The organism is Halomonas smyrnensis AAD6, from assembly GCF_000265245.1.
Taxonomy (GTDB): Bacteria; Pseudomonadota; Gammaproteobacteria; order Pseudomonadales; family Halomonadaceae; genus Halomonas; species Halomonas smyrnensis.
The window spans coordinates 35673-58178 of record NZ_AJKS02000009.1; the positions used below are offsets into that span (position 1 = coordinate 35673).

General features: G+C 65.7%; 21 protein-coding genes. 12 read left to right on the forward strand and 9 right to left on the reverse strand.

Features of this window, described 5'->3' with window-relative positions; genetic code table 11:
* Positions 1-163: 163 nt before the first annotated feature.
* From UYS_RS0211115 to UYS_RS0211145, 7 genes are all read right to left on the reverse strand, one after another.
* Positions 164-1048, reverse strand: coding sequence for a 2-hydroxy-3-oxopropionate reductase (locus UYS_RS0211115; protein WP_016855585.1), 885 nt, complete (start codon positions 1046-1048; stop codon positions 164-166).
* A complete protein-coding gene (gene pyk / locus UYS_RS0211120; RefSeq protein WP_040478316.1) occupies positions 1045-2526 on the reverse strand; it encodes a pyruvate kinase in 1482 nt (493 codons plus the stop codon). The genes UYS_RS0211115 and pyk overlap by 4 nt, the downstream gene beginning before the upstream one ends.
* Positions 2523-3845 (reverse strand): phosphopyruvate hydratase, encoded by a 1323-nt coding sequence (gene eno / locus UYS_RS17335; RefSeq protein WP_083868130.1) that lies wholly within the window; start codon positions 3843-3845, stop codon positions 2523-2525. Before eno ends, pyk begins: the two co-directional genes overlap by 4 nt.
* A 74-nt stretch (positions 3846-3919) precedes the next feature.
* Positions 3920-6082, reverse strand: coding sequence for a TRAP transporter permease (locus UYS_RS0211130; RefSeq protein ID WP_026068501.1), 2163 nt, complete (start codon positions 6080-6082; stop codon positions 3920-3922).
* A 92-nt stretch (positions 6083-6174) separates the two neighbouring features.
* Positions 6175-7155 (reverse strand): TAXI family TRAP transporter solute-binding subunit, encoded by a 981-nt coding sequence (locus UYS_RS0211135; RefSeq protein WP_016855589.1) that lies wholly within the window; start codon positions 7153-7155, stop codon positions 6175-6177.
* Between the two features lie 106 nt (positions 7156-7261).
* On the reverse strand, positions 7262-8389 hold the full coding sequence (locus tag UYS_RS0211140; protein ID WP_016855590.1) for a glycerate kinase: 1128 nt from the start codon (positions 8387-8389) through the stop codon (positions 7262-7264).
* A gap of 116 nt (positions 8390-8505) precedes the next feature.
* Positions 8506-9567: a tartrate dehydrogenase gene (locus tag UYS_RS0211145; RefSeq protein WP_026068502.1), complete on the reverse strand. Its 1062-nt coding sequence runs from the start codon at positions 9565-9567 to the stop codon at positions 8506-8508.
* 149 nt (positions 9568-9716) lie between these two features.
* Between UYS_RS0211145 and UYS_RS18090 the strand changes: the two genes are divergently transcribed.
* From UYS_RS18090 to UYS_RS0211185, 8 genes are all read left to right on the forward strand, one after another.
* The gene (locus UYS_RS18090) at positions 9717-10646 is read left to right on the forward strand and encodes a LysR family transcriptional regulator (RefSeq protein WP_083868127.1); all 930 of its coding nucleotides are present in this window, start codon (positions 9717-9719) and stop codon (positions 10644-10646) included.
* A 212-nt stretch (positions 10647-10858) separates the two neighbouring features.
* Complete coding sequence (locus UYS_RS0211155; RefSeq protein WP_237738458.1) at positions 10859-11149, forward strand: hypothetical protein; 291 nt, start codon at positions 10859-10861, stop codon at positions 11147-11149.
* A 118-nt stretch (positions 11150-11267) separates the two neighbouring features.
* Positions 11268-12176 carry a beta-keto acid cleavage family enzyme gene (locus tag UYS_RS0211160; RefSeq protein WP_016855593.1) on the forward strand — a complete coding sequence of 303 codons (909 nt, stop codon included), beginning with the start codon at positions 11268-11270 and terminating at the stop codon, positions 12174-12176.
* Entirely contained in the window at positions 12173-13126 is a 954-nt protein-coding gene (locus UYS_RS0211165) for an L-carnitine dehydrogenase (RefSeq protein WP_016855594.1), read from the forward strand. The genes UYS_RS0211160 and UYS_RS0211165 overlap by 4 nt, the downstream gene beginning before the upstream one ends.
* The gene (locus UYS_RS0211170; RefSeq protein WP_016855595.1) at positions 13126-13590 is read left to right on the forward strand and encodes a thioesterase family protein; all 465 of its coding nucleotides are present in this window, start codon (positions 13126-13128) and stop codon (positions 13588-13590) included. The genes UYS_RS0211165 and UYS_RS0211170 overlap by 1 nt, the downstream gene beginning before the upstream one ends.
* Before the next feature lie 52 nt (positions 13591-13642).
* Positions 13643-14461: an alpha/beta hydrolase fold domain-containing protein gene (locus UYS_RS0211175; protein ID WP_016855596.1), complete on the forward strand. Its 819-nt coding sequence runs from the start codon at positions 13643-13645 to the stop codon at positions 14459-14461.
* A gap of 121 nt (positions 14462-14582) precedes the next feature.
* Positions 14583-15974: a BCCT family transporter gene (locus tag UYS_RS0211180; RefSeq protein WP_016855597.1), complete on the forward strand. Its 1392-nt coding sequence runs from the start codon at positions 14583-14585 to the stop codon at positions 15972-15974.
* 170 nt (positions 15975-16144) lie between these two features.
* On the forward strand, positions 16145-17752 hold the full coding sequence (locus tag UYS_RS0211185) for a BCCT family transporter (RefSeq protein ID WP_016855598.1): 1608 nt from the start codon (positions 16145-16147) through the stop codon (positions 17750-17752).
* A 95-nt stretch (positions 17753-17847) separates the two neighbouring features.
* Here UYS_RS0211185 and UYS_RS18510 read toward each other — a convergent pair whose 3' ends face one another.
* Complete coding sequence (locus UYS_RS18510) at positions 17848-18777, reverse strand: hypothetical protein (protein ID WP_156821608.1); 930 nt, start codon at positions 18775-18777, stop codon at positions 17848-17850.
* Here UYS_RS18510 and UYS_RS0211195 point away from each other — a divergent pair.
* Both UYS_RS0211195 and UYS_RS0211200 read left to right on the forward strand, forming a co-directional pair.
* Positions 18734-19102: a hypothetical protein gene (locus UYS_RS0211195; protein ID WP_156821609.1), complete on the forward strand. Its 369-nt coding sequence runs from the start codon at positions 18734-18736 to the stop codon at positions 19100-19102. The two genes, UYS_RS18510 and UYS_RS0211195, sit on opposite strands and share 44 nt — an antisense overlap.
* 135 nt (positions 19103-19237) lie before the next feature.
* Positions 19238-19912: a Fe2+-dependent dioxygenase gene (locus tag UYS_RS0211200; protein ID WP_016855600.1), complete on the forward strand. Its 675-nt coding sequence runs from the start codon at positions 19238-19240 to the stop codon at positions 19910-19912.
* Positions 19913-19921: 9 nt separating this feature from the next.
* On the opposite strand, the gene UYS_RS0211205 is transcribed toward UYS_RS0211200, so the two are convergent.
* The gene (locus tag UYS_RS0211205) at positions 19922-20884 is read right to left on the reverse strand and encodes a GlxA family transcriptional regulator (RefSeq protein ID WP_026068504.1); all 963 of its coding nucleotides are present in this window, start codon (positions 20882-20884) and stop codon (positions 19922-19924) included.
* A gap of 157 nt (positions 20885-21041) precedes the next feature.
* On the opposite strand from UYS_RS0211205, the gene UYS_RS0211210 reads away from it, so the two are divergent.
* Complete coding sequence (locus tag UYS_RS0211210; RefSeq protein WP_016855602.1) at positions 21042-21992, forward strand: GlxA family transcriptional regulator; 951 nt, start codon at positions 21042-21044, stop codon at positions 21990-21992.
* Between the two features lie 107 nt (positions 21993-22099).
* Complete coding sequence (locus tag UYS_RS0211215; RefSeq protein ID WP_016855603.1) at positions 22100-22489, forward strand: Rieske (2Fe-2S) protein; 390 nt, start codon at positions 22100-22102, stop codon at positions 22487-22489.
* Positions 22490-22506: the final 17 nt, after the last annotated feature.

Consider the following 22506-nt stretch of genomic DNA (forward strand, 5'->3'; position numbering starts at 1 on the left):
CGGCATCGATGAGCCGACTGCGGGATGTTCTCACCGATATTCCTCCACTGCCGGTCCCGATGATCGCCCCACCCCGTTCAGGGGTAGGGGCTGTTATTCATCACCCCTCTAGCTCGCCTCGCCCCGGAAGAGCAGTGTCAAAGGCCGCCTGACAGGACATCGCTCACGCTTCAATTTGATGGTCACTCAGCGCCTCCAGGGCGCGGGCGATGCCGGCGTGGTCCCAGTCGGCGCCGCCGTGGGCGACGCAGGCCTGGAACAGCTGCTGGGCGTTGGCGGTGCCGGGCAGCGCGAGATCGAGGCTGCGCGCGCCTTCCAGCGCCAGGTTGAGGTCCTTCTGGTGCAGCTTGATCTTGAAGCCGGGATCGAAGCTGCGGTCGATCATGCGCTGGCCGTGCACGTCGAGGATCTTCGACTGGGCCAGGCCGCCGAGCAGCGACTCGCGGACCTTCGACACGTCGGCGCCGGCCCTGGAGGCGAACAGCAGGCCCTCGGAGACGGCCTCGATGGTCAGCGCGACGACGATCTGGTTGGCCACCTTGCAGGTCTGGCCGGCGCCGTGGCCGCCGATATGGGTGATGGTCTTGCCCATCACCTCGAGCAGCGGCTCGGCGCGGGTGAAGCCTTCCTCGGTGGCGCCGACCATGATGGTCAGGGCGGCGTTGATGGCGCCGCCCTCGCCGCCGGAGACCGGGGCGTCGACGTATTCGCCGCCGGCCTCATGGATGCGCCTGGCGAACTCCTGGGTGCCCAGCGGGGCGATCGAGCTCATGTCGATCACCAGGGTGCCGGGCTTCAGCCCCTCGATGACGCCGCCCTCACCGAACAGCACCTCCTCGACGTCGGGGGTGTCCGGGACGATGGTGATGATCACCTCGGAGGCCTCGGCGACCGCCCTGGGATTCTCGAGCGCCTGCATGCCCTTGCCGGCCAGGGTCTCGTCCAGGGGGCCGCGCTTGACGGTGGTCAGTGTGTGGCCGGCGTCCAGCAGGTGGCCCGCCATGGGACGGCCCATGATGCCCAGCCCGATAAAACCGATCTTGCTCATGATGCGTTCCCGTTGGGTGAATCATTGACGGTCAGGAGTTTCAGGGTGTTAGTACCGCCGTGGGCGTTCATGTGATCGCCGCGGGTGAGGATGACGTGATCACCCGGCTCGGCCACGCCCTGCCCCACCAGCAGCGCCATGGCGCGGTCGTTGAGCTCGGCGGCCGACATCTCGCTGGTGTCGAAGGGCAGCGAGATCACCCCGCGATACAGCGCCATGCGCCGCTGGGCGACCGGATTGTGTGCCAGCCCGACGATCGGCAGCCCGGAACGAATGCGCGAGGCGATCAGCGGGGTGTAGCCGGTGGCGGTCATGCAGGCGATGGCGGCCACGCCCGACAGGTGGTTGGCGGCGTACATCGCCGACAGCGCGATGGTCTCGTCGATCTTCGAGAAGCCCTCGTGGATGCGGTGGCCGGAGGACTGGGCGATGCGCTCGCGCTCGGCGCCCAGGCACACCCGGGCCATGGCCTCCACGGTCTCGACCGGGAAGTCGCCGGCGGCGGTCTCGGCCGAGAGCATCACCGCGTCGGTGGCGTCGAGCACCGCGTTGGCCACGTCGAACACCTCGGCGCGGGTCGGCAAGGGCGACTCGATCATCGACTCCATCATCTGGGTGGCGGTGATCACCGCGCGGTTGTGGCTGCGGGCGTGCTTGATGATGCGCTTCTGGGTGCCGATCAGCGCCTCGTCGCCGATCTCCACGCCGAGATCGCCGCGGGCCACCATCACCGCCTCGCTGGCCTCGATGATGCCGTCGAGCGTGGCGTCGTCGGCCACCGCCTCGGCGCGCTCGAGCTTGGCCACCAGGCCGATCTCCCGACCTGCGTCTCCCAGAAGGGTTCTGGCTTCCTGCATGTCGGCGGCGCTGCGCGGGAAGGACACGGCCAGATAGTCGACGCCGATGGCGATGGCGGTCTCGAGGTCGGCCTTGTCCTTGTCGGTCAGCGCCGGGGCGGAGAGGCCACCGCCCTGCTTGTTGATGCCCTTGTTGTTGGACAGCTCGCCGCCCACCACCACCGTGGTGTGGATGGCGCTGCCGTCGACGCGGTCGACGTCGAGCACCACCCGGCCGTCGTCGAGCAGCAGGCGGTCGCCGGCGCTCACGTCGTCGGCCAGCTCGCGATAGTCGCAGCCGACGCGGCTGGCGTCGCCGGCCTGGCCGTCGAGGGCCACGTCGATGACGAAGGGCGCGCCTTCCTCGAGCACGACCTTGCCCTCGGTGAAGCGGGCGATGCGGATCTTCGGCCCCTGCAGGTCGCCCAGGGCGGCGACGCTGCGACCCTGTCGGGCGGCGATCTCGCGCACCGCGCTTAGCCGGCGGCGATGGTCGTCCGCCGAGCCGTGGGAGAAGTTGAGGCGCACCACGTCGACGCCGGCGGCGATCATCTGCTCCAGCACGCCCTCCCGGTCGCTGGCGGGGCCGAGAGTGGCGACGATCTTGGTGCGGCGAAACCGGGAGCGCAATAATCGTGTCATAGCATGCCCATTAGAGGGGAGTGAAAAAGGGCGGGAGTCCTGTCGCTCCACCGAGACGCTGTTCCCGACTGTGCCAACTCGCTTTCGATTATTAGAAGGCGGTTGTACTTGGCGACGCGATCGGAGCGGCACAGCGAGCCGGTCTTGATCTGGCCGGCGGCGGTGCCCACGGCCAGGTCGGCGATGGTGGTGTCCTCGGTCTCGCCGCTGCGGTGGGAGATCACCGCGGTGAAGCCGGCGTCCTGGGCCATCCTGATCGCGTCCAGGGTCTCGGACAGCGAACCGATCTGGTTGAACTTGATCAGGATCGAGTTGCCGATCTGCTCGTCGATGCCGCGCTTGAGGATGCGGGTGTTGGTAACGAAGAGATCGTCGCCGACCAGCTGGACCTTGTCGCCGATCTTGTCGGTCAGCGCCTTCCAGCCCGCCCAGTCGGACTCGTCCATGCCGTCCTCGATGGAGACGATCGGGTACTGCTCGCTGAGGTCGGCCAGGTAGTCGGCGAAGCCGGCGGCGTCGTACTGCTTGCCCTCGCCGGAGAGGTCGTAGACGCCGTCCTTGTAGAACTCGGAGGAGGCGCAGTCCAGCGCCAGAGTGATGTCACGACCCAGCTCGTAGCCGGCGTCGGACACCGCCTGCTTGATCACCGCCAGGGCCTCGGCGTTGGACGCCAGGTTCGGCGCGAAGCCGCCCTCGTCGCCCACGGAGGTGGACAGGCCGCGGCCGGCGAGGACCTTCTTCAGGGCGTGGAAGATCTCGGCGCCCATGCGCAGGCCTTCACGGAAGCTCGGCGCGCCCACCGGCTGGATCATGAACTCCTGGATGTCGACGTTGTTGTCGGCATGCTCGCCGCCGTTGAGGATGTTCATCATCGGCACCGGCATGCGAAACCGGCTCGGCTGACCGTAGAGCTCGGCGATGTGGGCGTAGAGCGGCGTGCCCTTGGCGTTGGCCGCGGCCTTGGCGGCGGCCAGCGACACCGCGAGGATGGCGTTGGCGCCCAGGGTGGCCTTGTTGTCGGTGCCGTCGAGCTCGAGCATGGCCTCGTCCAGGGCACGCTGGTCACGCGCGTCCATGCCGACCAGACGCTCGCGGATGACGCCGTTGGCGGCCTCCACGGCCTTCAACACGCCCTTGCCCAGATAGCGGGACTTGTCGCCATCACGCAGCTCGAGGGCCTCGCGGGAACCGGTGGAGGCTCCGCTGGGGGCACAGGCCGTGCCCACGGCACCGCTCTCCAGCCGCACCTCGGCCTGAACGGTGGGATTGCCGCGGGAATCGAGCACCTCGAGGGCGCGAATATCAGCAATGGCTGTCATGCAAAGTTCCTCCATCAGGTCGATGGAGAAGGACAGGCAGAAAAATGATCGATCCGCGCCCTTCTCCTCCAGGTTCATGCCGGAACCTTGTCCTTGCCTTTCAACAACATGGCTTGCCAGGCAAACACCAGCCCACCGAGGGCCATGCCCAGAAGGTCGGTTATCCACCCGCCCGCGATCATGGACAGCGCTGCCGCCAGCAATATGGCGCGCTGTGCCCAGGTCACCCGACCATTGAGGAACCAGGCCTGAACGGCGGCAGCCAGGAGATAGATACCGATAGCGGCCGTCAGGGCAACACGTAAGATCTCGAGGCCGCTGCCATCCATCAACAATGCCGGACTGTAGAAGAACATGAACGGCACAATGAAGGCAGCCAAACCAAACTTGAAGGAGGTCGCCGCCGTTTTCAGCGGATTGGTGCCGGAGATGGCGGCCGCCGCATAGCCGGCCAGCGCCACCGGGGGAGTGATCGCCGACAAGACGGCGTAATAAAACACGAAGAAATGCGACACCAGCGGCGAGATGCCGATGTCCTGCAGGCCCGGCGCGACCACCGAGGCTGCCACGGCATAGGCCGCGGTGGTCGGCATGCCCATGCCGAGCAGGATCGAGATGCACATGGCAAAGAACAGCGCCAGCAGGTGGCTGGCATCGGCGATACCCAGCAGCATGGAGGCGAAACGGGCCCCGATACCGGTCAGCGAGATGACCCCGACGATGATGCCCGCACAGGCACACACGGCAATCAGCGGGATGGCCATGCGCGCCCCGAGTGAGAGTGCATGGAGCAAGGCCCGAGGCCCCATCCAGTGCGGTGTGAACCAGGAGACCACGGCGGCGCTGAGCATGGCCAGGGTGCCGGCGCGAATGACCGAATAGCCCTGAAAGAGCGTCACGATCAGGATGATGATTGGCAGGAACAGATAGACCTGCTTGAGCAGCTGGCCGAAGACCGGCAGCTGTGCCTTGGGCAGCCCTTGCATGCCGTCACGACGCGCCTCCAGATCGACCATCAGGAAGATCGAGAGGAAGTACAAGGCCGCCGGAATCAGCGCGGCAATGGCGATATCGGTGTAGGGAATGCCGGTCACCTCGGCCATGATGAAGGCGCCCGCCCCCATGATCGGCGGCACGATCTGTCCGCCGGTGGATGCCGCAGCCTCGATGCCGCCCGCACTCCTCGGGTGATAGCCGACCTTCTTCATCAGCGGGATGGTCAGCGACCCCGTGGCCACTACGTTGCCGGCCGAGGTACCGTTGATCATGCCCATCAGCCCGGAGGCAAAGACCGCGACCTTCGCCGGCCCACCCCGGGCGCGACCGGCAGCCGCGAAGGCGAAGTTGACGAAGTAGTCTCCTACCCGCGAGGCCTGCAGGAAGGCGGCGAAGGTGATGAACAGAATGATGTAGGTGGAGGATACCGCAGTGGTCGGCCCCAGCACGCCATTGTCGGTATAGAGATAGGTAAAGAAGCGCGCGGCCGAATAGCCACGATGCTCCAGGAGGCCCGGCAGATAAGGGCCGGCAAAAGCGTAGGCGAGAAACACGCCGGTGATGATGATCAGGGCCAGCCCTGCCACGCGGCGCGTGAGCTCCATGATCAGCACCACTCCGGTGGCGGCCACCAGCATGTCGACCGGGTTCGCCATCGGCATGCCGGCCGTCATGCGCCATCGTCCAAGCACCATCACCAGATAGGCGGCGACCAGTGTCGAGACAACGATCAGCACCAGATCGGCCCAGTTGATCGAACGACTCGGGCTGCGCCAGAACCAGCCAGCGATGAGGGCGAGCGTCGCGGCCACTCCCAGCGAGGTGCTGAAATGGGTAAGCACCCAGCCCGCGGGAGGGGTGCCCTCCACGCTAGCAAGAAACCAGGCGTACAGCATGCAGAAGGTAGCATAACCGGCGGCCAGCACGGCAGGCACCAACGCCAGCCACTCGGCACCGGCCACCTTTCGTGTGGTGTCGTGTCGATCGAGGCTCATGGCCGCCGTGATCGCGAACCCAATGACCAGGCCCCCTGCCACGTGAATGATCCGGAAGGTCCAGGTCTCGATCGGCTCAATGTTGAGCGCATAGAGGTGCAGGGCGGTGAAGAACACACAGGCGAGAAACACCGTCTTGCCAAGCGTGCCGGTAAGCACGCGTTCGTTATGAGCCAACGGCGCGTCGGCGACACCTTCGTTGCCGATCTTCGCCGCGGCTGCTTCGCTTCGAGTATCTTGAGTCATGCCAGGTCACCATGAGGGTTACGAATGCCCGGTGGCTTCACAACGCGCAGGACGCCGGCCAGTCGGCCGGCGCTCCCATCACGTGAGGTTCATCAGCCGCGGAGATCTTCCGGGACGTCGTAGCCATTTTCCTCGAACCAGCGCACTGCCCCCGGGTGCCAGGGAATGAGCGCGTTATGCTCAAGGTTCTGCGGCAGGGTCTCCTTGGCAGAGCCATGCACCTGCTGCATCCGTTCCTGGTTTTCCATGACGGTCTTGGTCACCTCATAGACCAGCGACTCTGGCATGTCCTTGTGAGTGATCGCGAAGTTCCACAGGGAAATGGCCGGCACGGCCTCGTCCAGGGAGCTGTAGGCCGAGGCCGGGATGGCCGACTGGCTGAGCTCGGGATAATCGCCGAGCACCCGGGACATCTCCTCTTCGGAGAAGGAGAAAATGTTCACATCGGCCTGGGCTTCCAGCTGGCTGAAGGCCGAAACGGGAATCCCCGAGGCAAAGGCGAAGGCGTCGATCAAGCCATCCTGAACCTGACCGGCCTGATCGGCGGCACCACCATTCTGGGCTTCGACGGAGATGTCCAGCTGATCGAACAGCTGCGGGAAGTACAGGTCACCGGTACCGCCGGCAGGCCCGATGCCGACCGTCTTGCCGTCCAGGTCCTCAATCGAATCGATGCCGGAGCCTTCCAGGGCAATCACCTGCAGAGCAGTCTGATACATCGGAAAGACCGCACGCACATCGGTGTGCTCGACACCCGGTGCGAGTTGACTGTTGCCATTCCAGGCCTGATAGGCAGGCCCCGTGGTCACCATGCCGAAGTCACTCTCCCCCATCTGCACCAGGGTGACGTTCTGCACCGGTCCCCCGGTGACCTCAGCACCAAAGGAGGCACCGGTCTTTTCGCCGACCAGATTGCCCCACCCAGAGCCATAGATGTAATAGGTGGCGCCCTGACTGCCCGTGGCGATAGACAGACTCTGCGGCCAGTCTTGCTGATTGACATTGTCTTGCGCGAAGCTGGTGCTGGCGAACGTGGCACACAGGGCGGCGGTAGCAACTTTATAGAAATTCATGGCGCGTACTCCAGTTATCGAAAATCTTGTGGTTGTTGGAGATGTCTTGGATATCGCTTTTTCCTTCAGGACATGTTTCCCCTCGATCCTGTCGATGTATTTGCGTTCAGACTGCTAATAGCCTGACGACCGCTTCACACCGATCGCTCAACAGCGAAGGTGTCTGCCGAATGGCCGTGGCCAGTGGCATCGGGCCATCCGTCAATGAAAATGCCGCAGTGACCCCTTGCTCATAAGCCTCTCGCCACCCACCAGCCAATTGACCGGCCAGTACGATGGCCGGCACGCCCTGACTCTTTGCCAAGCGAGCAACACCGATAGGCGTCTTGCCTGACAGGCTCTGACCATCGAGACGCCCCTCCCCGGTGATCACCAGATCCGCCCCTTCCAGCTTGTCCGCCAAGGCGGCCTGTTCGATGACCACCTGGATACCCGGCTTGAGCGTGGCACCCAGAAACGCCATGGCGGCATAGCCCATGCCACCCGCGGCACCGGCGCCGGGGGCCTCACGAACATCTTGTCCGGTGGCTTGCGATACCCGCTCGGCGAAAACCTGGAGGGCCGCTTCCAGCGCCTCGACATCCTCGGTCGATGCACCTTTCTGGGGGCCATAGACCACGGTGGCCCCGTAGTCGCCGAGCAAGGGATTGTCGACGTCGACAGCCGCCATCACGGACAGGTCTTTCAACCGGGGGTCCAGCCCCGAGAGGTCGACGCGATCGAGGTGTGCGAGCCTTCCAGCTCCCAGCGGCAACGCCTCCCCCTCCACATTCAGCAGCCGCCCCCCCAAAGCCATCAGCAGGCCGGCACCGGCATCGTTGGTAGCACTGCCTCCGAGGGTCAGCACCAGGGAACGGGCGCCGGCATCCAGCGCCTCGACGACCAGCTGCCCGACGCCATAGGTGGTGCTGTCACGAAGCGCGTGTCGGCTGAGGTCCACGGATGGCAGCCCACAGGCTTCAGCGAGCTCGACGAAGGCCGTGCCCGACGCCGCATGCCAACCCCAGGCGGCCCGCACCGGCCGTGCATAGGCATCGAGCACCTCGGCGTGGCGAAGCTCGGCATCCGTGGCCGCCAGCAATGCCGACAGGGTACCCTCCCCGCCATCGCCCATCGGGCAGGTCAGGATGTCCGCCTCGGGCATCGCACGCTGAACGCCCACCGCCATCGCGTCGGCGGCCTCACGGGCGGACAGCGCCCCCTTGTAACTGTCCGGTGCAATGACAATCTTCATTGACGAGGCTCCCATCGAAGTGGTGACACACCGCTCGCCGGATGACGCCAACCGCCGGCCAGAGATGCCGCAAGCAACACTGGCCGACCGGCGCCCGCCGGCATCGAGCTCAAGTGTTATTGCTGTTCGATGTCGTCACAGATCGCCTGGGTCACGTCCCGTGTGGTCGCCGTACCGCCCAGATCCTTGGTCTGCAAGCCGGAGGCGGTGAGTCGCTCGATGGCGGCCATCAGCCGCTCGCAGGCGGTGGTTTCGCCGAGATTCTCGAGCATCATGGCCGCGGTCCAGAACGACCCGACCGGGTTGGCGATGCCCTTGCCGGCGATGTCGAACGCCGAGCCGTGAATCGGCTCGAACATGGAGGGAAAGGTCTTCTCCGGGTTGAGGTTGGCCGTCGGCGCGATGCCGAGACTGCCGGAGAGCGCGGCTGCCAGATCGGAGATGATGTCGGCATGCAGGTTGGTGGCCACGATCGTGTCCATGGTCTCGGGCTTGAGCACCATGCGCGTCGTCACCGCGTCGACCAGCTCGCGATCATGCTCGACGTCCGGAAAGTCCTTGGCGACCTCGAAGAAGACCTCGTCCCAGAGCACCATGCCGTGACGCTGGGCATTTGACTTGGTCACCAGAGTCAGTTTCTTGCGCGGACGGCTTTGCGCCATCTCGAAGGCGAAGCGGTGGATACGCTCGATACCCTTGCGCGTGAAGAGGGAGACCTCGGTACCGACCTCTTCGGGGTGCCCCTGGTGGACACGACCGCCATTGCCGGAGTACTCGCCTTCGCTGTTCTCGCGGACGATGACCCAGTCGATGGCATCGGCGCCCTTCAGGCGGCTGTCGACGCCGGGCAGAACGCGGGCCGGGCGCACGTTCGCGTACTGGTCGAAGCCCTGACAGATGGCCAGGCGCAGATCCCATAGCGAGACGTGATCGGGGACGTCCTCGCTGCCCACGGCCCCGAAGTAGATGGCATCGAACGTCGCTAGCCGAGCCAGGCCGCCTTCGGGGATGTACTCGCCTTGCTCGAGGTAGCGGCGCGAACTCCAGTCGAAGTCTTCGAAATCAAAGGTAAAATCACCACTTTTCTTCGCCAGTGTCTCCAGCACTTGTTTTCCGGCCTCGATGACCTCCAGACCGATACCGTCGCCCGGAATGACAGCAACACGATGACTACGCATACGAAAGGCTCCAAACTGAAACGTTGTGGAATGTGATGACACCTGACCGAAAAGTCACATCACATCTGCCTTCCAGACACTAGATGACCCTCTAATCCGCATGCAATATACTGAAAGTTAATTCACAGACAACCTAAAGGTTAATAGCCGTGTCGAATACAGATTTCGAATTCTTCATTTTGCTGTGCCAAACAGGAAGTCTTGCGAAAGCCGCCCGTGACATGGACGTGACACCCGCAGCGGCAAGCAAAAGGCTGGCGAATATCGAAAAGCATGCAGGTTGCCAGCTGGTCACACGCTCCACACGCGCCATGAGCCTCACTTCCAGTGGCAGGCTTTACCTGGAGTATGCAGAGAAAGTAAGCTCGACCATCCAGGAAATGAATGATGCCCTGCGCAAGAAAAACGATGAGGCAGAGGGGCTCATACGCATCAATGCTCCCTTCGGTTTTGGACGCAAATATGTGTCCCGCTTCGTCTCTGAATTCATCCAGGAAAACCCCAGAACGGAATGCCAACTTCAGCTTTCCGACCACCCACTCAACCTGGTTGCCAATTCCTTTGATGTCGGCATTCGTTTTGGCTCACTCCCTGATTCCGGGCTTCATGCGAGAAAGATCGCGTCACATCAACGCATCTTGTGCGCCTCTCCTACCTATCTGGAAAACCATGGAGAGCCAGTAACCCCGAATGATTTAACACGTCACAACTGCCTTGTATTGCGGCAAAACGAAGATACCTACGGAAACTGGAGGTTTTCCAAAGAAGAGAAGATGCACCATGTTCAGGTCCGCGGAAACATGAGTGCCAATGATGGAGAAAGTGTACTCGCCTGGGTTCTGGGCGGTCATGGCATTGCCATTCGCGCGGAATGGGACGTATATCATCACTTGAAGAGCGGAGCACTAAAGAGACTACTTCCAACATTTTCGCTACCAAATGCAGATATATATGCCGTTCATCCCTACCATTTGAATGTACCAAAGCGCATACGTCATTTCGTTGATTTTCTTTCAAACAAGATGAACACTCCCCCCTTCATTCAAGCCAATGCCGCCGCCCGGCATGACAACCGCTAGGCATGCCGACGATTGATACATTTCAAGGTGAGTGAGTGGAGATCACATCATCGGTGATGCTGGCATCATACAATGGGCGGTCGGCGCACCTTGCCGATATCAGCGTGCTGCGGACAAGAAACTGAGACACCATATTAGACCTTGGTCTAAAAAACCTCCCTCGGTATAATGTGCATCAACCTGAGATACCGAAGGCCCTCGACTCGATGACCATGCCTGATGCTATCCCCCAGCGCAGCCTCCGCCAGTGCCTCTGCAACATGGCGGTCCTGCTCTATCGCCAGGGCCACGTCCTGGAAATCGTCTCCAGCCCGCATCGTGGCCTCGATCGCCGCAGCCTGAACGCGCTGGCCGAAGCCGAGCCCGACTGGCCGAGCCATCAGCGCACCCTGGAGCGCAGCGAGGCCGCCACCCTCAATGCCCAGCGTCGCTTCGTGCTCACCGACCTGGGCCGCGAGCTGCTGTTCGAGATGTTTGGCGAAGGCGCCGCCGATATCGCCTGATCTCGGTGCCCTTCCCTTCCACCACTCGGGCGACTTTTGTTAACTCAATGTCGCCTAGCGTCAACTTACTCCCGGCGCCATGACGGACACTCCCTGCAGTTCACGCAAGGAGGTCCCCATGAACCGCAATGTCATCATGACCTGCGCCATCACCGGCGCCGGCGACACCGCCGACAAGAACCCCAACGTTCCGGTCACGCCCAAGCAGATCGCCGACGACTGCATCGCCGCCGCCAAGGCCGGCGCCAGCGTCGCTCATATCCACGTGCGCGACCCCGAGACCGGAGGCATCAGCCACTCCACCGAGCACTTCCGCGAAGTGATGGATCGGGTACGCGAGGCGGATACCGACATCGTCATGAACATCACCGCCGGCGGCGGCGGCGACTGGATCCCGGATGCCACGGACCCGACCCGCGGCGGCCCGGGCACCGACATCCAGACCCCGGCCGAGCGTCACGCCCCGGTGGGCGAGCTGCTGCCGGAGCTGTGCACCCTGGATTGCGGCAGCCTCAACTTCGGCGACATGGTCTACGTCAACACCGCCGACTGGCTGCGCGAGCATGCCCGCCTGGTGCAGGCCGCCGGCGTCAAGCCCGAGCTCGAGTGCTTCGACCTGGGCCACGTCTGGTTCGCCCGCCAGCTGCAGCAGGAAGGCCTGCTCGACGGCGACCCGCTGTTCCAGCTGTGCCTGGGCATCCCCTGGGGCGCCGAGGCGGACACCGAGACCATGCTGGCGATGCGCAACAAGCTGCCGGAGAACGCCAACTGGGCCGCCTTCGGCATCGGCCGCCATCAGATGCCGATGGTCGCCCAGGCGATGCTGCTCGGCGGCCACGCGCGCGTCGGTCTGGAGGACAACCTCTACCTGAGCAAGGGCGTGCCGGCCACCAATGCCAGCCTGGTCGAGAAGGCCACCGGCATCATCGACAATCTCGGCGGTCGCGTCATGACCCCGGCCGAGACCCGCGCCCACCTCAAGCTGCGCGACCCCAAGACCGGTCAGATCGCCGGAGGTGACGCATGAGCCAGCTCTCTATCATCGGTACCGGCGTCATCGGCAACGGCTGGATCGCCCGCGCGCTCGCCAACGGCTGGGACGTGGTCGCCTTCGACCCGGCCGAGGGCGCCGAGACCCGCACCCGCGCCTTCGTCGACAACGCCTGGGCATCGCTCGAGAAGGACGGCCTGGCCGAGGGCGCCTCACAAGAGCGCCTGCGCTTCGCGCCGAGCCTCGAGGAAGCCGTCGCGGGCGCCGACCTGATCCAGGAAAACGTGCCGGAGCGTCTGCCGCTCAAGCAGGAGATCCTGGCCGCCATCGATGCCGCCGCCGAGGCGCACGTGGTGATCGGCTCCTCGACTTCCGGCTTCAAGCCGACCGACCTGCAACAGGACTGCCGGAAGGCCCCGGGCCGCGTGATCGTCGCCCACCCCTTCAATCCGGTCTATCTGCTGCCGCTGGTCGAGCTGGTGGGGGGCGAGCACACCTCGCCGGCGCTGCTGGAAGGCGCCCGTGACGACTATCAGCGCCTGGCCATGCGCCCGCTGATCGTGCGTCGCGAAATCGAGGGACACATCGCCGACCGCCTGATGGAGGCGCTGTGGCGCGAGGCCCTGCACCTGGTCAACGACGGCGTCGCCACCACCGAGGAGATCGACGCCGCCGTGGTCTATGGCTGTGGTCTGCGCTGGTCGCTGATGGGCACCTTCCTGACCTTCCACCTGGCCGGCGGCGAGCAGGGCATGCGCCACATGCTCGAGCAGTTCGGCCCGGCGCTGAAGCTGCCGTGGACCAAGCTCGAGGCCCCGGAGCTCACCGACGAGCTGATCGACAAGGTCGTCGAGGGCTGCGAATTCCAGGCTGCCGGTCGCCCGGTCGCCGAGCTGGACCGCCGCCGCGACGACTTCCTGGTCGAGCTGCTGGCCCTGACCCGCAAGTACTGGCCGGAAGCCGAGGGCCTGGAGGGCCGCATCTGATGCAGCTGCTCGAGCTCACGGTGCCTAACGAGTGGGTCGACTACAACGGCCACATGAACGACGCCGAGTACGCCCGCGCCTTCTCGATGGGGGTCGAAGCGCTGATGGCTCACATCGGGCTGGACGGCGCGGGTCGCGAGGCTCACGACCTGACCATCTACACCCTGGAGACGCACCTCTGCTATCGGGCCGAGGCACACGAGGGCCAGGCACTGACGGTCGAGGTGCTGCTGCTGGACCACGACGCCAAGCGCCAGCACGTGCTGTTCACGCTGAGCGACGCCGAGGGCAACACCGTCGCCACCAGCGAGCAGATGCTGATGGCGATGAGCATCAGCGGCGGTCGCCCGACGCCCTGCCCGGCGGCCGTCGCCGAGCGCATCGCCGCGCTGCCGCAGCCGGCCAGTCGCGAGGACTGGCCCAAGGCCGCCGGCCGCCGCATCGGGCTGCCACCGCGACGTTGATTGCCCCAACCCCGGTGCCAAGGTGCCGGGGTCAGGCCAGGGAGGCACAGGCATGACCATCGACGACTTCGCCAGACGCTTTCAGGCCGGCCTCGAGGCCATGGCGCATCTCCCGCTGCCAAGGGCACGTCCCCATTACGATGCGCTCTGCGCGAGCTTCGCCCCGCCGCATCCCGCGGACATGACGATCCGCCAGGCGCGCCTGGCCGGCGTGCCGATCCGTCGCTATCGCCCGCGCGATCATCGCGCCGGCGTGGTCGTCTACGTCCACGGCGGCGGCTTCACCCTGGGCTCCCTGGACAGCCATGACGGGGTCGCCGCGGGGCTCGCCGAGGCCCTGGGCCGGGAAGTGGTCAGCGTCGGCTACCGGCGTCTGCCCGAGGCCCGCTACGGCGAGGCCCTCGACGACTGCCATGCCGTGGCGGAGGCACTCGATCCCGTGGCCCTGACCGGCGACAGCGCCGGCGGGCGACTGGTGCTGGACCTGGCCGTGCGCACCTCCGCCCGATGTCCGCTGGGGGTGATCTACCCCGTGATCGGCCGCCCTACTCGGGAGGCCCTGGGGCCGGACGCTCCGCTGCTCAGTCGCCGAGATGTCATGGACGCCTGGGAGCTGATCGCGGCAGAGGCATCGCACGATCGGGATCTCGCGCCGCCCACGGCGTGCGTCGAAGCGCTGGCGGTATCGCGAGATCCACTCACTCGGCCGCTGGAAATGGCGCTCGCCCGCTGGCGCGGCGCGGGTGCGCAGGTGGGCTACCACCAGGCAGAAAACATGCTGCACGGCTGCCTGCATGGGCGCGAGGCGCTGCCGGAGATGCAGCGTGCCTGGCAGGGATTCTGCGCGGGGCTGCGACGGCGTCTGCCCTGACGCCGCCACGCCCCCTCGTGTGGGCGAGACACCGCCACAGGCGGTGTTTCTCGACGAGGAGGCAAGCCCCTGTCGGCAGACCCGCCGCCCTCCCTTCCACCATAAATATAAAGAGCTTCTTATGAATAAGAACCTTACGACCTCCGTGGCGACCGTCGTCACGGTGATTGCCCTGATCACCTTTGCCGCCCTGGCACCCGGCCCCTTCCAGGCCCTGTTGACCACCATCAAGGTCAAGGTGATCGGCCATTTTGGCTTCCTCTTCACCTATCCGGCGTTCCTCGCCTCGCTCATCTTCATTGGCCTCGCCCTGTCGCCACTGGGCCGGCTGCGCTTCGGCAGCGAGCCGCCCGAGTTCTCCACCCTTGCCTGGCTCGGCATGCTGTTCGCCACCGGCATGGGCATCGGTCTGGTCACCTGGGGCGTCCTGGAGCCCCGCTACCACGTCGAGGCCGGCCTCGACAGGGACCAGGCGCTGCTGCATGCCTTCAACCACTGGGGCCTGCTGGCCTGGGCCGGCTATCTGGCCATTGGCGTGATCTTCGCCCACGCCCTGTACAACATGCGGCTCGACAAGCCGGCCGAATCCCTGCTGGGCGGGGGGGTTATGAGCAAGCTCAACCTGGTCAGCCTGGTCGTCTCCACGGTGATCGGCCTCTCGCTGACCTTCTCCTACGCCGCCGAACCACTGCAGAAGAGCGCCGCCCAATACCTGGGCCTCGACGTCAGCACCACCTGGGTGATCGTCGTGCTCTCGCTGTTCGCCATCGTCTCCAGCGCCTCCGGGCTCAAGCGCGGCATCAAGTGGCTGAGCAACTACAATGCGCTGATCGCGCTGATCCTGATGGCGGCCACCTTCCTGCTGACCGCGCCGCTCGATATCCTCGGCACCTTCGCTCGGCTCTTGCCTGACTACGTGCTGCAGTACCCGGCGCTGGCCCTGGACATCGGCTTCAACGACCCCGAGCGCAAGGCCTGGCTGGCCGATTGGCTGTATGCCTTCGAGGCTGCCTGGTACGGCTGGTTTATCTTCACCGGGGTGTTTATCGCCCGCATCTCCAAGGGCCGCACCCTCCGCCAGCTGGTGCTCGGCGTGATGCTGGTACCGAGCCTGGTCTCCTGCCTGTGGTTCACCACCTTCGGCATTGGCGGATTGAGCACCGGCGCCGAGGACGTCTTCGCCTTGATGGCTACCCTGGATGAGCACGGCATCCTGTCGGCGATCCTGGCGCTGAATATCCTGCTGTTCTTCGTCACCAGCGCCGACTCCGCGGGGCTAGTCTGCGAGATGCTCACCGTCCAGCGCTCGCGCGCCTTCTGGATCGTCGCCATGGCGGCCCTGGCCGTGGTCATCAACTGGCTCGACGGCGACATCTTCAAGGTCATCCTGACGCTGATCTCGGTGGCGGCCATCCCGGTCGCCTTCGGCATCTTTGCCCTGGTGACCGCCTTCTTGCTGCGTCTGAGGCAGCAGCGAGCCACACCTGCTACCATCGCGCCCGCCGATCCCTAGCACCCCTGAACGGCGCCCCCGGGCGCCTCGACACTAGCGGCGGCCTGCGGGCCGCCTCGGGAACGCCGGCCCGACGCCCGGCTCAAGAGGATGACGCTATCGCTACCCCAACTCCCCCCACTCCACCAACACGCCGTGCCAGCCACGAGGTCGAGACCTCGACCGACTACATGGTCACCGAGCTGTCCCAGGACGGTTTCTTCAGTGGCATGCACAAGGGCATGACCATCACCGCCGCACTGCTGGTGCTCGGCTTCGTGCTGTTCACCGGTGTGATGCCGGAGCTGGCCGGCAACCTGTTCGGCGCCACCCGCACCTGGATCGAGACCACCTTCAGCCGCTACTACCTGATCACCGTGGTGATACTGCTGGCGGTCTGCGCCTACATCGTCGTCAGCCGCCATGGCAGCGTCCGCCTGGGCCCCGACGACAGCCGCCCCGACTTCAGCAACTTCGCCTGGTTCTCGATGCTGTTCTCGGCCGGCATCGGCATCGGCATCCTGTTCTTCGGCGTCGCCGAACCGATCTTCTACTTCGACAACACCGGCGCCTTCGGCTACCCGAACAACCCCCATGCCGACATGGCCGGCGCCACCGCCATGAACCATGAGCGGGCCATCGACGCGCTGCGCGTCTCGGTCTTCCATTGGGGCCTGCACGGCTGGGCGATCTACGTGATCGTCGGCATGTCACTGGCCTACTTCGCCTACCGCAAGGGCCTGCCGCTGGCGCTGCGCTCGGCGCTCTATCCCTTCATCGGCGAGCGCATCTTCGGCCCCATCGGCCATATCGTGGACATTCTCGGCGTGCTCGGTTGCGTGTTCGGTGTCGCCACCTCGCTGGGCCTCGGCGTCAGCCAGATGGCCGTGGGCCTGGACCGCCTGGTCGGCCTCGACCCGGGGCTCAACACTCAGCTGGTGCTGATCGGCGTGATCTCCCTGGTGTCGGTGCTCTCGGCGGTCTCGGGGGTCCAACGAGGCATCAAGATCATCTCCGAGATGAACATCTGGATCTCGGTGGCCGTGGTCGGCACCTTCCTGATCGGTGGCCCCACCCTGTGGCTGGTGATGACCTTCGGCGAGACCGTGCTGGACTACGCCCTCAACTTCATCCCCATGGGCCTGTGGTTCGCCGACGATGACGGCACGGCCCAGTGGCAGCAGGGCTGGACCATCTTCTACTGGGGCTGGTGGCTGGCCTGGGCGCCGTTCGTCGGCATCTTCATCGCCCGCATCTCCCGCGGTCGCACTCTGCGCGAGTTCGTGCTCGGCGTGCTGCTGGTGCCGACCCTGATCATCTTCGTATGGCTGGTGATCTTCGGCGGCAACGCCCTGCACCAGGAACTGACCGCCGCGGGCGGGCCGGGCAGCGCCGGCATCACCGAGCTGGTCAATGCCTGGAACCTGCCGGCCGCACTGTTCGCCACCGCCGACGGCATCGCCGGCACCGGTACCTTCGGCTGGGTGCTGTCGGCACTGATGGTGTTCCTGCTGATGAGCTGGTTCGTGACCTCATCGGACTCCGGCACCCTGGTGCTGACCACCATCCTGTCGCTGGGCAACGAGGACCCGCCGAAGCGTTTCCGGGTCTTCTGGGGAACGTCGATCGGCCTGGTGGCCGCCGTGCTGCTGGTGGCCGGGGGCCTCAAGGCACTGCAGACCGCGCTGATCGCCGCGGCCCTGCCGCTGAGCGTGGTGATCCTGTTGATGACCTCCGGCGTGCTGGTCTCGCTGGTACGGGAAACGCGCAAGAGCCCTGCCGTGGCTCGACGCCAGTAACGCGACACGGTTGAACGCCACAACGTCAAGAGGCCCGATCCGGCGATGCCGGATCGGGCCTCTTGTCTCAGGGCATGTGCCCGCTCGGGCTCGGCTCAGTACTCGCCGAGCGTGGCCTCCAGCTTGAAGAGGCTTGCCGACAGCTCGCCCGGCGTCATCACCGGCGTCTCAGGCGCCACGGCAGACGGCCAGGCCGTCAGCGTCTGATCGTAGGCGTCCAGCAGCGTCTCGCGGGTCTCATCGTCATACAGGTCAGCATGCTGCTCGAGCAGTTCCTTGGCGGTCTGTACGAAGCCGAAGCTGTCCTGGTATTCCAGCACGTTGACGAACTTGCCGTCCTCGCCGATGGCTTCATCGTACTCGGCCATCGCCTGACGCAGCAGCGCCAGCTGAACGCGGCTCTGGAAGCGAACGTCGCCGAGCAGGTCGGCGTCCACCGTCTGCAGGGCGCCGTCGATGGCATCGAATGCCGCTTCATAGGCCCCGGTGTGGCTGCCCCACTCACCACCCTCTCGGGTCTCGGCGATCAGTGCTTCGAGAGCAGGCTCGACATCATCGACGCCGCGCGCCTCGAAGGCCGGCTCCATGGGCTCATAGATCTCATGGATGGGATGGCCGAAGTGCGGCTGGGCAGCCGTCTGCTCACCTTCCTCATAGAGCTCACGGGCCACGGTGAGGTGGCCTTTCATCATGGCCAGATTGGTGGCATAGACGCCAGGGTTGGTGACGTCGATGGCATGGCCGGCTTCGCCGCCTTCACCACCTTCGCCGCCTTCACCGCCTTCACCGCCTTCGCCACCTTCGCCACCGGCAGAAGCGTTCAGATAAGAGAAGACCGCATAAGGATCGGCGCCGCCTTCGCCGCCTTCGCCGCCTTCGCCGCCGTCATGGTGACCATGTTCACCGCCTTCACCACCTTCGCCGCCGTCATGGTGACCCATGTTCGCCGCCTTCACCACCTTCGCCGCCGTCATGGTGACCATGTTCGCCGCCTTCACCACCTTCGCCGCCGTCATGGTGACCATGTTCGCCGCCTTCACCACCTTCGCCGCCGTCATGGTGACCATGTTCGCCGCCTTCACCACCTTCGCCGCCGTCATGGTGACCATGTTCGCCGCCTTCACCACCTTCGCCGCCGTCATGGTGACCATATTCGCCACCTTCACCACCTTCGCCGCCCTCGCCACCGTGATCGGCGTGGGCCAGCATCGGCTCGTCGGGTCCTTGGGTGAACTCGGCGGAGGCATCGACCGCGGCCCAGCTGGCGGTACTGGCGCCCAGCAGAACGGTGGTACCGACGCCAACCCAAAGCTTGGTACGGGAGTTGTGAGACATGCGGGATTCCTTTGAATGTTGTGATTGCCGGGACACACGGCCCTGGGACCGACTCGAACCGCCATAGAGTGCCGCCGCAGCAAGAGCAATGCAAACGATTCACAGTCGTTTATAATCGTCGCACACACTCGACCCGCCGGAGCTCCGACCGTGATTCTCTGCATCGACCAGGCCATCCCTTCCGAGCTGCTGACCCGCGTGCGCGCCACCCTGGCCGACAGCGAATTCCGCGACGGGCGCGAGACGGCCGGCTGGCACGCGCGCACGGTCAAGCAGAACGAACAGGCCGACGGGCGTCGCCCCGATATCGCCGAGCTGCGCCAGGAGATCGCCAGGGTGCTCCAGGCCCATTCGCTGTTCCAGATGGCCGCACGCCCGAAGCGCATCAAGCCGCTGATGTTCAGCCGCTATCAGCCGGGCATGTCCTACGGCAACCACGTCGACGACGCGGTGATGGCCACGCCCCAGGGCGCCATGCGCACCGATCTGTCGTTCACGCTGTTCCTCAATGACCCGGACAGCTACGACGGCGGCGAGCTGCTGATGGACACCACGGCGGGCGAGCAGACCTACAAGCTGCCGGCCGGCGGACTGATCCTCTACCCCTCCTCGACCCTGCATCGCGTCGAGCCGGTCACCCGCGGCGAGCGTCTCGCCGCCGTCGGCTGGGCCCAGAGCCAGGTCCGCGATCCACAGCAGCGCGAGATTCTCTTCGACCTGGATACCACCCGCCGCCAGGAGTTCGATGCCAACGGCAAGACCCGCACCTTCGACATGCTGTCGAAGAGCCTGGCCAACCTGCTGCGGATGTGGGCGGAGGTGTGATGCATGGCCTCAGCCTCGCCGCACCTCCCGCGGCGAGGCACCGAAGTGCTGTCGAAAGGCCCGGGCGAAGCTGGAGGCCGAGGTGAAGCCACAGGCCAGGCCTACGCTCAGTACTTCGAGGTCGGTCTCCTCCAGCAGCTGGCGGGCTCGCGTCAGGCGCAGCGCCAGGTACCAGTCGCGGGGCGAGCGTCCCAGCTCGCGCTCGAACAACCGCTGCAGCTGACGCAGCGAGACGCCGCTGCGTCTCGCCACCTCGTCCAGGGTCAGCGGCGTCTCCAGGTGTCGCTCCATCACATCGACGGCCTCCGCCAGCCGCGGGCTATGGGTCTCCAGGCGCCGCGCCTGGGTCATCCGCTGGGCGTCGTGGCGGGTACGCATGCGCTCGTGAATCAGCTGCTCGGACACGTCGATGGCCAGCCGCTGGCCATGGCGCCGGGCGATCACGTCCAGCGCCATGTCCATGGCGGCCGCACCACCGGCGCAGGAGAAGCGCCGCTTGCCCACCTCGAACAGCTCGTCGGAGGTTTCGATGGCCGGAAAGCGCTCGCGGAAGGCCGGCAGGCTCTCCCAGTGAAGGGTCACGCGCTCGCCCTCCAGCAGCCCCGCCGCGGCCAGCAGGAAACCGCCGGTATCGAGGCCGCCCAATGCGCAGCCGGCCCCGTCCAGCCGATGCAGCCAGCGCATCAGCCCACGGCTCAGGTAACGCTCGGGGTCGAAACCGCTGCAGACCGCCACCGACGCGGGATGATAACGCGCCTCGATATCCTGATCGGCCAGCAGCGTCATCCCGTTGGAGGCCGTGACCGGACCACCGTCCTCGCTGATCAGCCGCCATTCGAACAGCGGCCGACCGCTGATGCGGTTGGCGATGCGCAGCGGCTCCACGGCCGAGAAGAAGGCCATCATCGAGAAACGGGGCAGCAGCAAGAACCCGATCGGCTCGGGCAAGGGGCCGGCATAGTCGAGACGCATGGACATCTAGGGGGTAACGAAAGGTTGGCTCATCATGACCGGCCGGGCTCCGAGTCACAAGCCGCCACGACCGCGGTGGCCACGCCACGACCGCGATTGCATCGACCCGCACGCGCTCTACAATCGGGGATCCCATTCTGCCGCCGCGACGAGGCCCATGAGACTGACGCCCGACGTCCCCGCCCCGGAGCGGATCGACTTCCTGCTGTTGCCGCGCTTCGCCATGGTGGCGTTCTTCTCGGCCGTGGAGCCGCTGCGCATCGCCAATCGTATCCAGGGCGAGACGCTGTTCGAATGGCGGCTGATCGGCCGCGACGGCGAACCGGTGGTCGCCTCCAACGGCATGACCCTGGCGGTCGATCACGCCCTGTCCGATGCACCGCTCGCCCCCAGCCTGGCGGTATGCGCCAGCTTCGAGCCGGAGGCCACCATCGACCAGACGCTGGTCGACTGGCTGCGCGAGCGTGCCGCGGCGGGCTGCCGGCTGGGCGGCATGGACACGGGCTGCTTCGTGCTGGCTACCGCCGGGCTGCTCGACGATCAGACGGTGACGCTGCATTGGGAATCACTGCCCGAGTTCCGTGCCCGCTTTCCAGGCATCGACGCGGTGGAGTCGCTCTACGAGGTGACACCGGAGGGGTTTTCCTGCGCCGGCGGCAGCTCGGCCATCGACATGAGCCTCGACCTGATCCAACGCCGCCACGGGCTGCCGCTGGCGGAGCAGGTCCGCGACCAGCTGCTGCACGACCAGGGGCGTCGCCCGGCCAGTCGACAGCGTGACCCCATGCCCGAGGATCCGACGCTCCACCGAGCCCTGGCCCTGATGGATGCCAACCTGGAAGCGCCACTGGAAATTCGCCGACTGGCCGACGAGCTCGACCTCTCCTGGCGGCGGCTGGATCGGCTGTTCGCGCGTCATCTGGGCACGTCGCCGCAACGGGCCTACCTGGCGCGCCGGCTGGACCACGCCCGGCGGCTGCTGCAGGAGACCCGGCACAGCGTGATGGACGTCGCCGTGGCCTGCGGCTTCGCCTCCGCCTCCAGCTTCACCCGCGCCTTCCGCCAGCGGCATGGCATGACGCCCAGCGAACTTCGACAGCGGCGCTGAGCGCCGATAGCCGAACGCCGACACCTCGGAACGTTCGCCCGTTGACACACGGACGCCCACACGGTTTCACTTGAAACCAAATGAGCCGTGACAAGAGAAGCCCCATCATGACAGCCGCCTGGCAGCAATACCGCAGCGCCCCACCCCCGGGCACCCGCGTGGCGCACGCCGACGACCTGCCCGAGCACGGGCACCTGAGCCTGTCCGTGGCAAGCGAACGAGGCCGCTTCCCGCTGCTGGTGGTGCGCCTCGCCGACGCCACCCTGGTCGCCTATGTCAACGCCTGCCCGCACCAGTACCTGCCCCTCGACCAGCGCGGCGACCGACTGCTCTGCGACGATGGCGAGACGCTGCGCTGCACCAACCACGACGCCGTCTTCGCCACGCGCAGCGGCGAAGGCGTGGGCGGCCTGGGGACGGGCTGCGCCCTGGACCCGGTGCCGGTGCATCTGGAGAACGACTGGCTGATCATCGGCAATGTGTCGGAAAACGCCTAGCCCGGCGCCTGCCTGTC

Excerpts from the sequence above, each read along its gene's own strand:
- UYS_RS0211205 (WP_026068504.1), bottom strand. The coding sequence starts at position 20,884 with ATGCGTCTCGACTATGCCGGCCCCTTGCCCGAGCCGATCGGGTTCTTG.
- UYS_RS0211175 (WP_016855596.1), top strand. The coding sequence starts at position 13,643 with ATGACCATCGACGACTTCGCCAGACGCTTTCAGGCCGGCCTCGAGGCC.
- UYS_RS0211180 (WP_016855597.1), top strand. The coding sequence starts at position 14,583 with ATGAATAAGAACCTTACGACCTCCGTGGCGACCGTCGTCACGGTGATT.
- UYS_RS0211165 (WP_016855594.1), top strand. The coding sequence starts at position 12,173 with ATGAGCCAGCTCTCTATCATCGGTACCGGCGTCATCGGCAACGGCTGG.
- UYS_RS0211185 (WP_016855598.1), top strand. The coding sequence starts at position 16,145 with ATGGTCACCGAGCTGTCCCAGGACGGTTTCTTCAGTGGCATGCACAAG.
- UYS_RS0211135 (WP_016855589.1), bottom strand. The coding sequence starts at position 7,155 with ATGAATTTCTATAAAGTTGCTACCGCCGCCCTGTGTGCCACGTTCGCC.
- eno (WP_083868130.1), bottom strand. The coding sequence starts at position 3,845 with ATGACAGCCATTGCTGATATTCGCGCCCTCGAGGTGCTCGATTCCCGC.
- UYS_RS0211130 (WP_026068501.1), bottom strand. The coding sequence starts at position 6,082 with ATGACTCAAGATACTCGAAGCGAAGCAGCCGCGGCGAAGATCGGCAAC.
- UYS_RS0211210 (WP_016855602.1), top strand. The coding sequence starts at position 21,042 with ATGAGACTGACGCCCGACGTCCCCGCCCCGGAGCGGATCGACTTCCTG.
- UYS_RS0211155 (WP_237738458.1), top strand. The coding sequence starts at position 10,859 with ATGCCTGATGCTATCCCCCAGCGCAGCCTCCGCCAGTGCCTCTGCAAC.
- pyk (WP_040478316.1), bottom strand. The coding sequence starts at position 2,526 with ATGACACGATTATTGCGCTCCCGGTTTCGCCGCACCAAGATCGTCGCC.
- UYS_RS0211160 (WP_016855593.1), top strand. The coding sequence starts at position 11,268 with ATGAACCGCAATGTCATCATGACCTGCGCCATCACCGGCGCCGGCGAC.
- UYS_RS0211115 (WP_016855585.1), bottom strand. The coding sequence starts at position 1,048 with ATGAGCAAGATCGGTTTTATCGGGCTGGGCATCATGGGCCGTCCCATG.
- UYS_RS0211195 (WP_156821609.1), top strand. The coding sequence starts at position 18,734 with ATGTTCGCCGCCTTCACCACCTTCGCCGCCGTCATGGTGACCATGTTC.
- UYS_RS0211145 (WP_026068502.1), bottom strand. The coding sequence starts at position 9,567 with ATGCGTAGTCATCGTGTTGCTGTCATTCCGGGCGACGGTATCGGTCTG.
- UYS_RS0211140 (WP_016855590.1), bottom strand. The coding sequence starts at position 8,389 with ATGAAGATTGTCATTGCACCGGACAGTTACAAGGGGGCGCTGTCCGCC.
- UYS_RS0211170 (WP_016855595.1), top strand. The coding sequence starts at position 13,126 with ATGCAGCTGCTCGAGCTCACGGTGCCTAACGAGTGGGTCGACTACAAC.
- UYS_RS0211215 (WP_016855603.1), top strand. The coding sequence starts at position 22,100 with ATGACAGCCGCCTGGCAGCAATACCGCAGCGCCCCACCCCCGGGCACC.
- UYS_RS18510 (WP_156821608.1), bottom strand. The coding sequence starts at position 18,777 with ATGGTCACCATGACGGCGGCGAAGGTGGTGAAGGCGGCGAACATGGTC.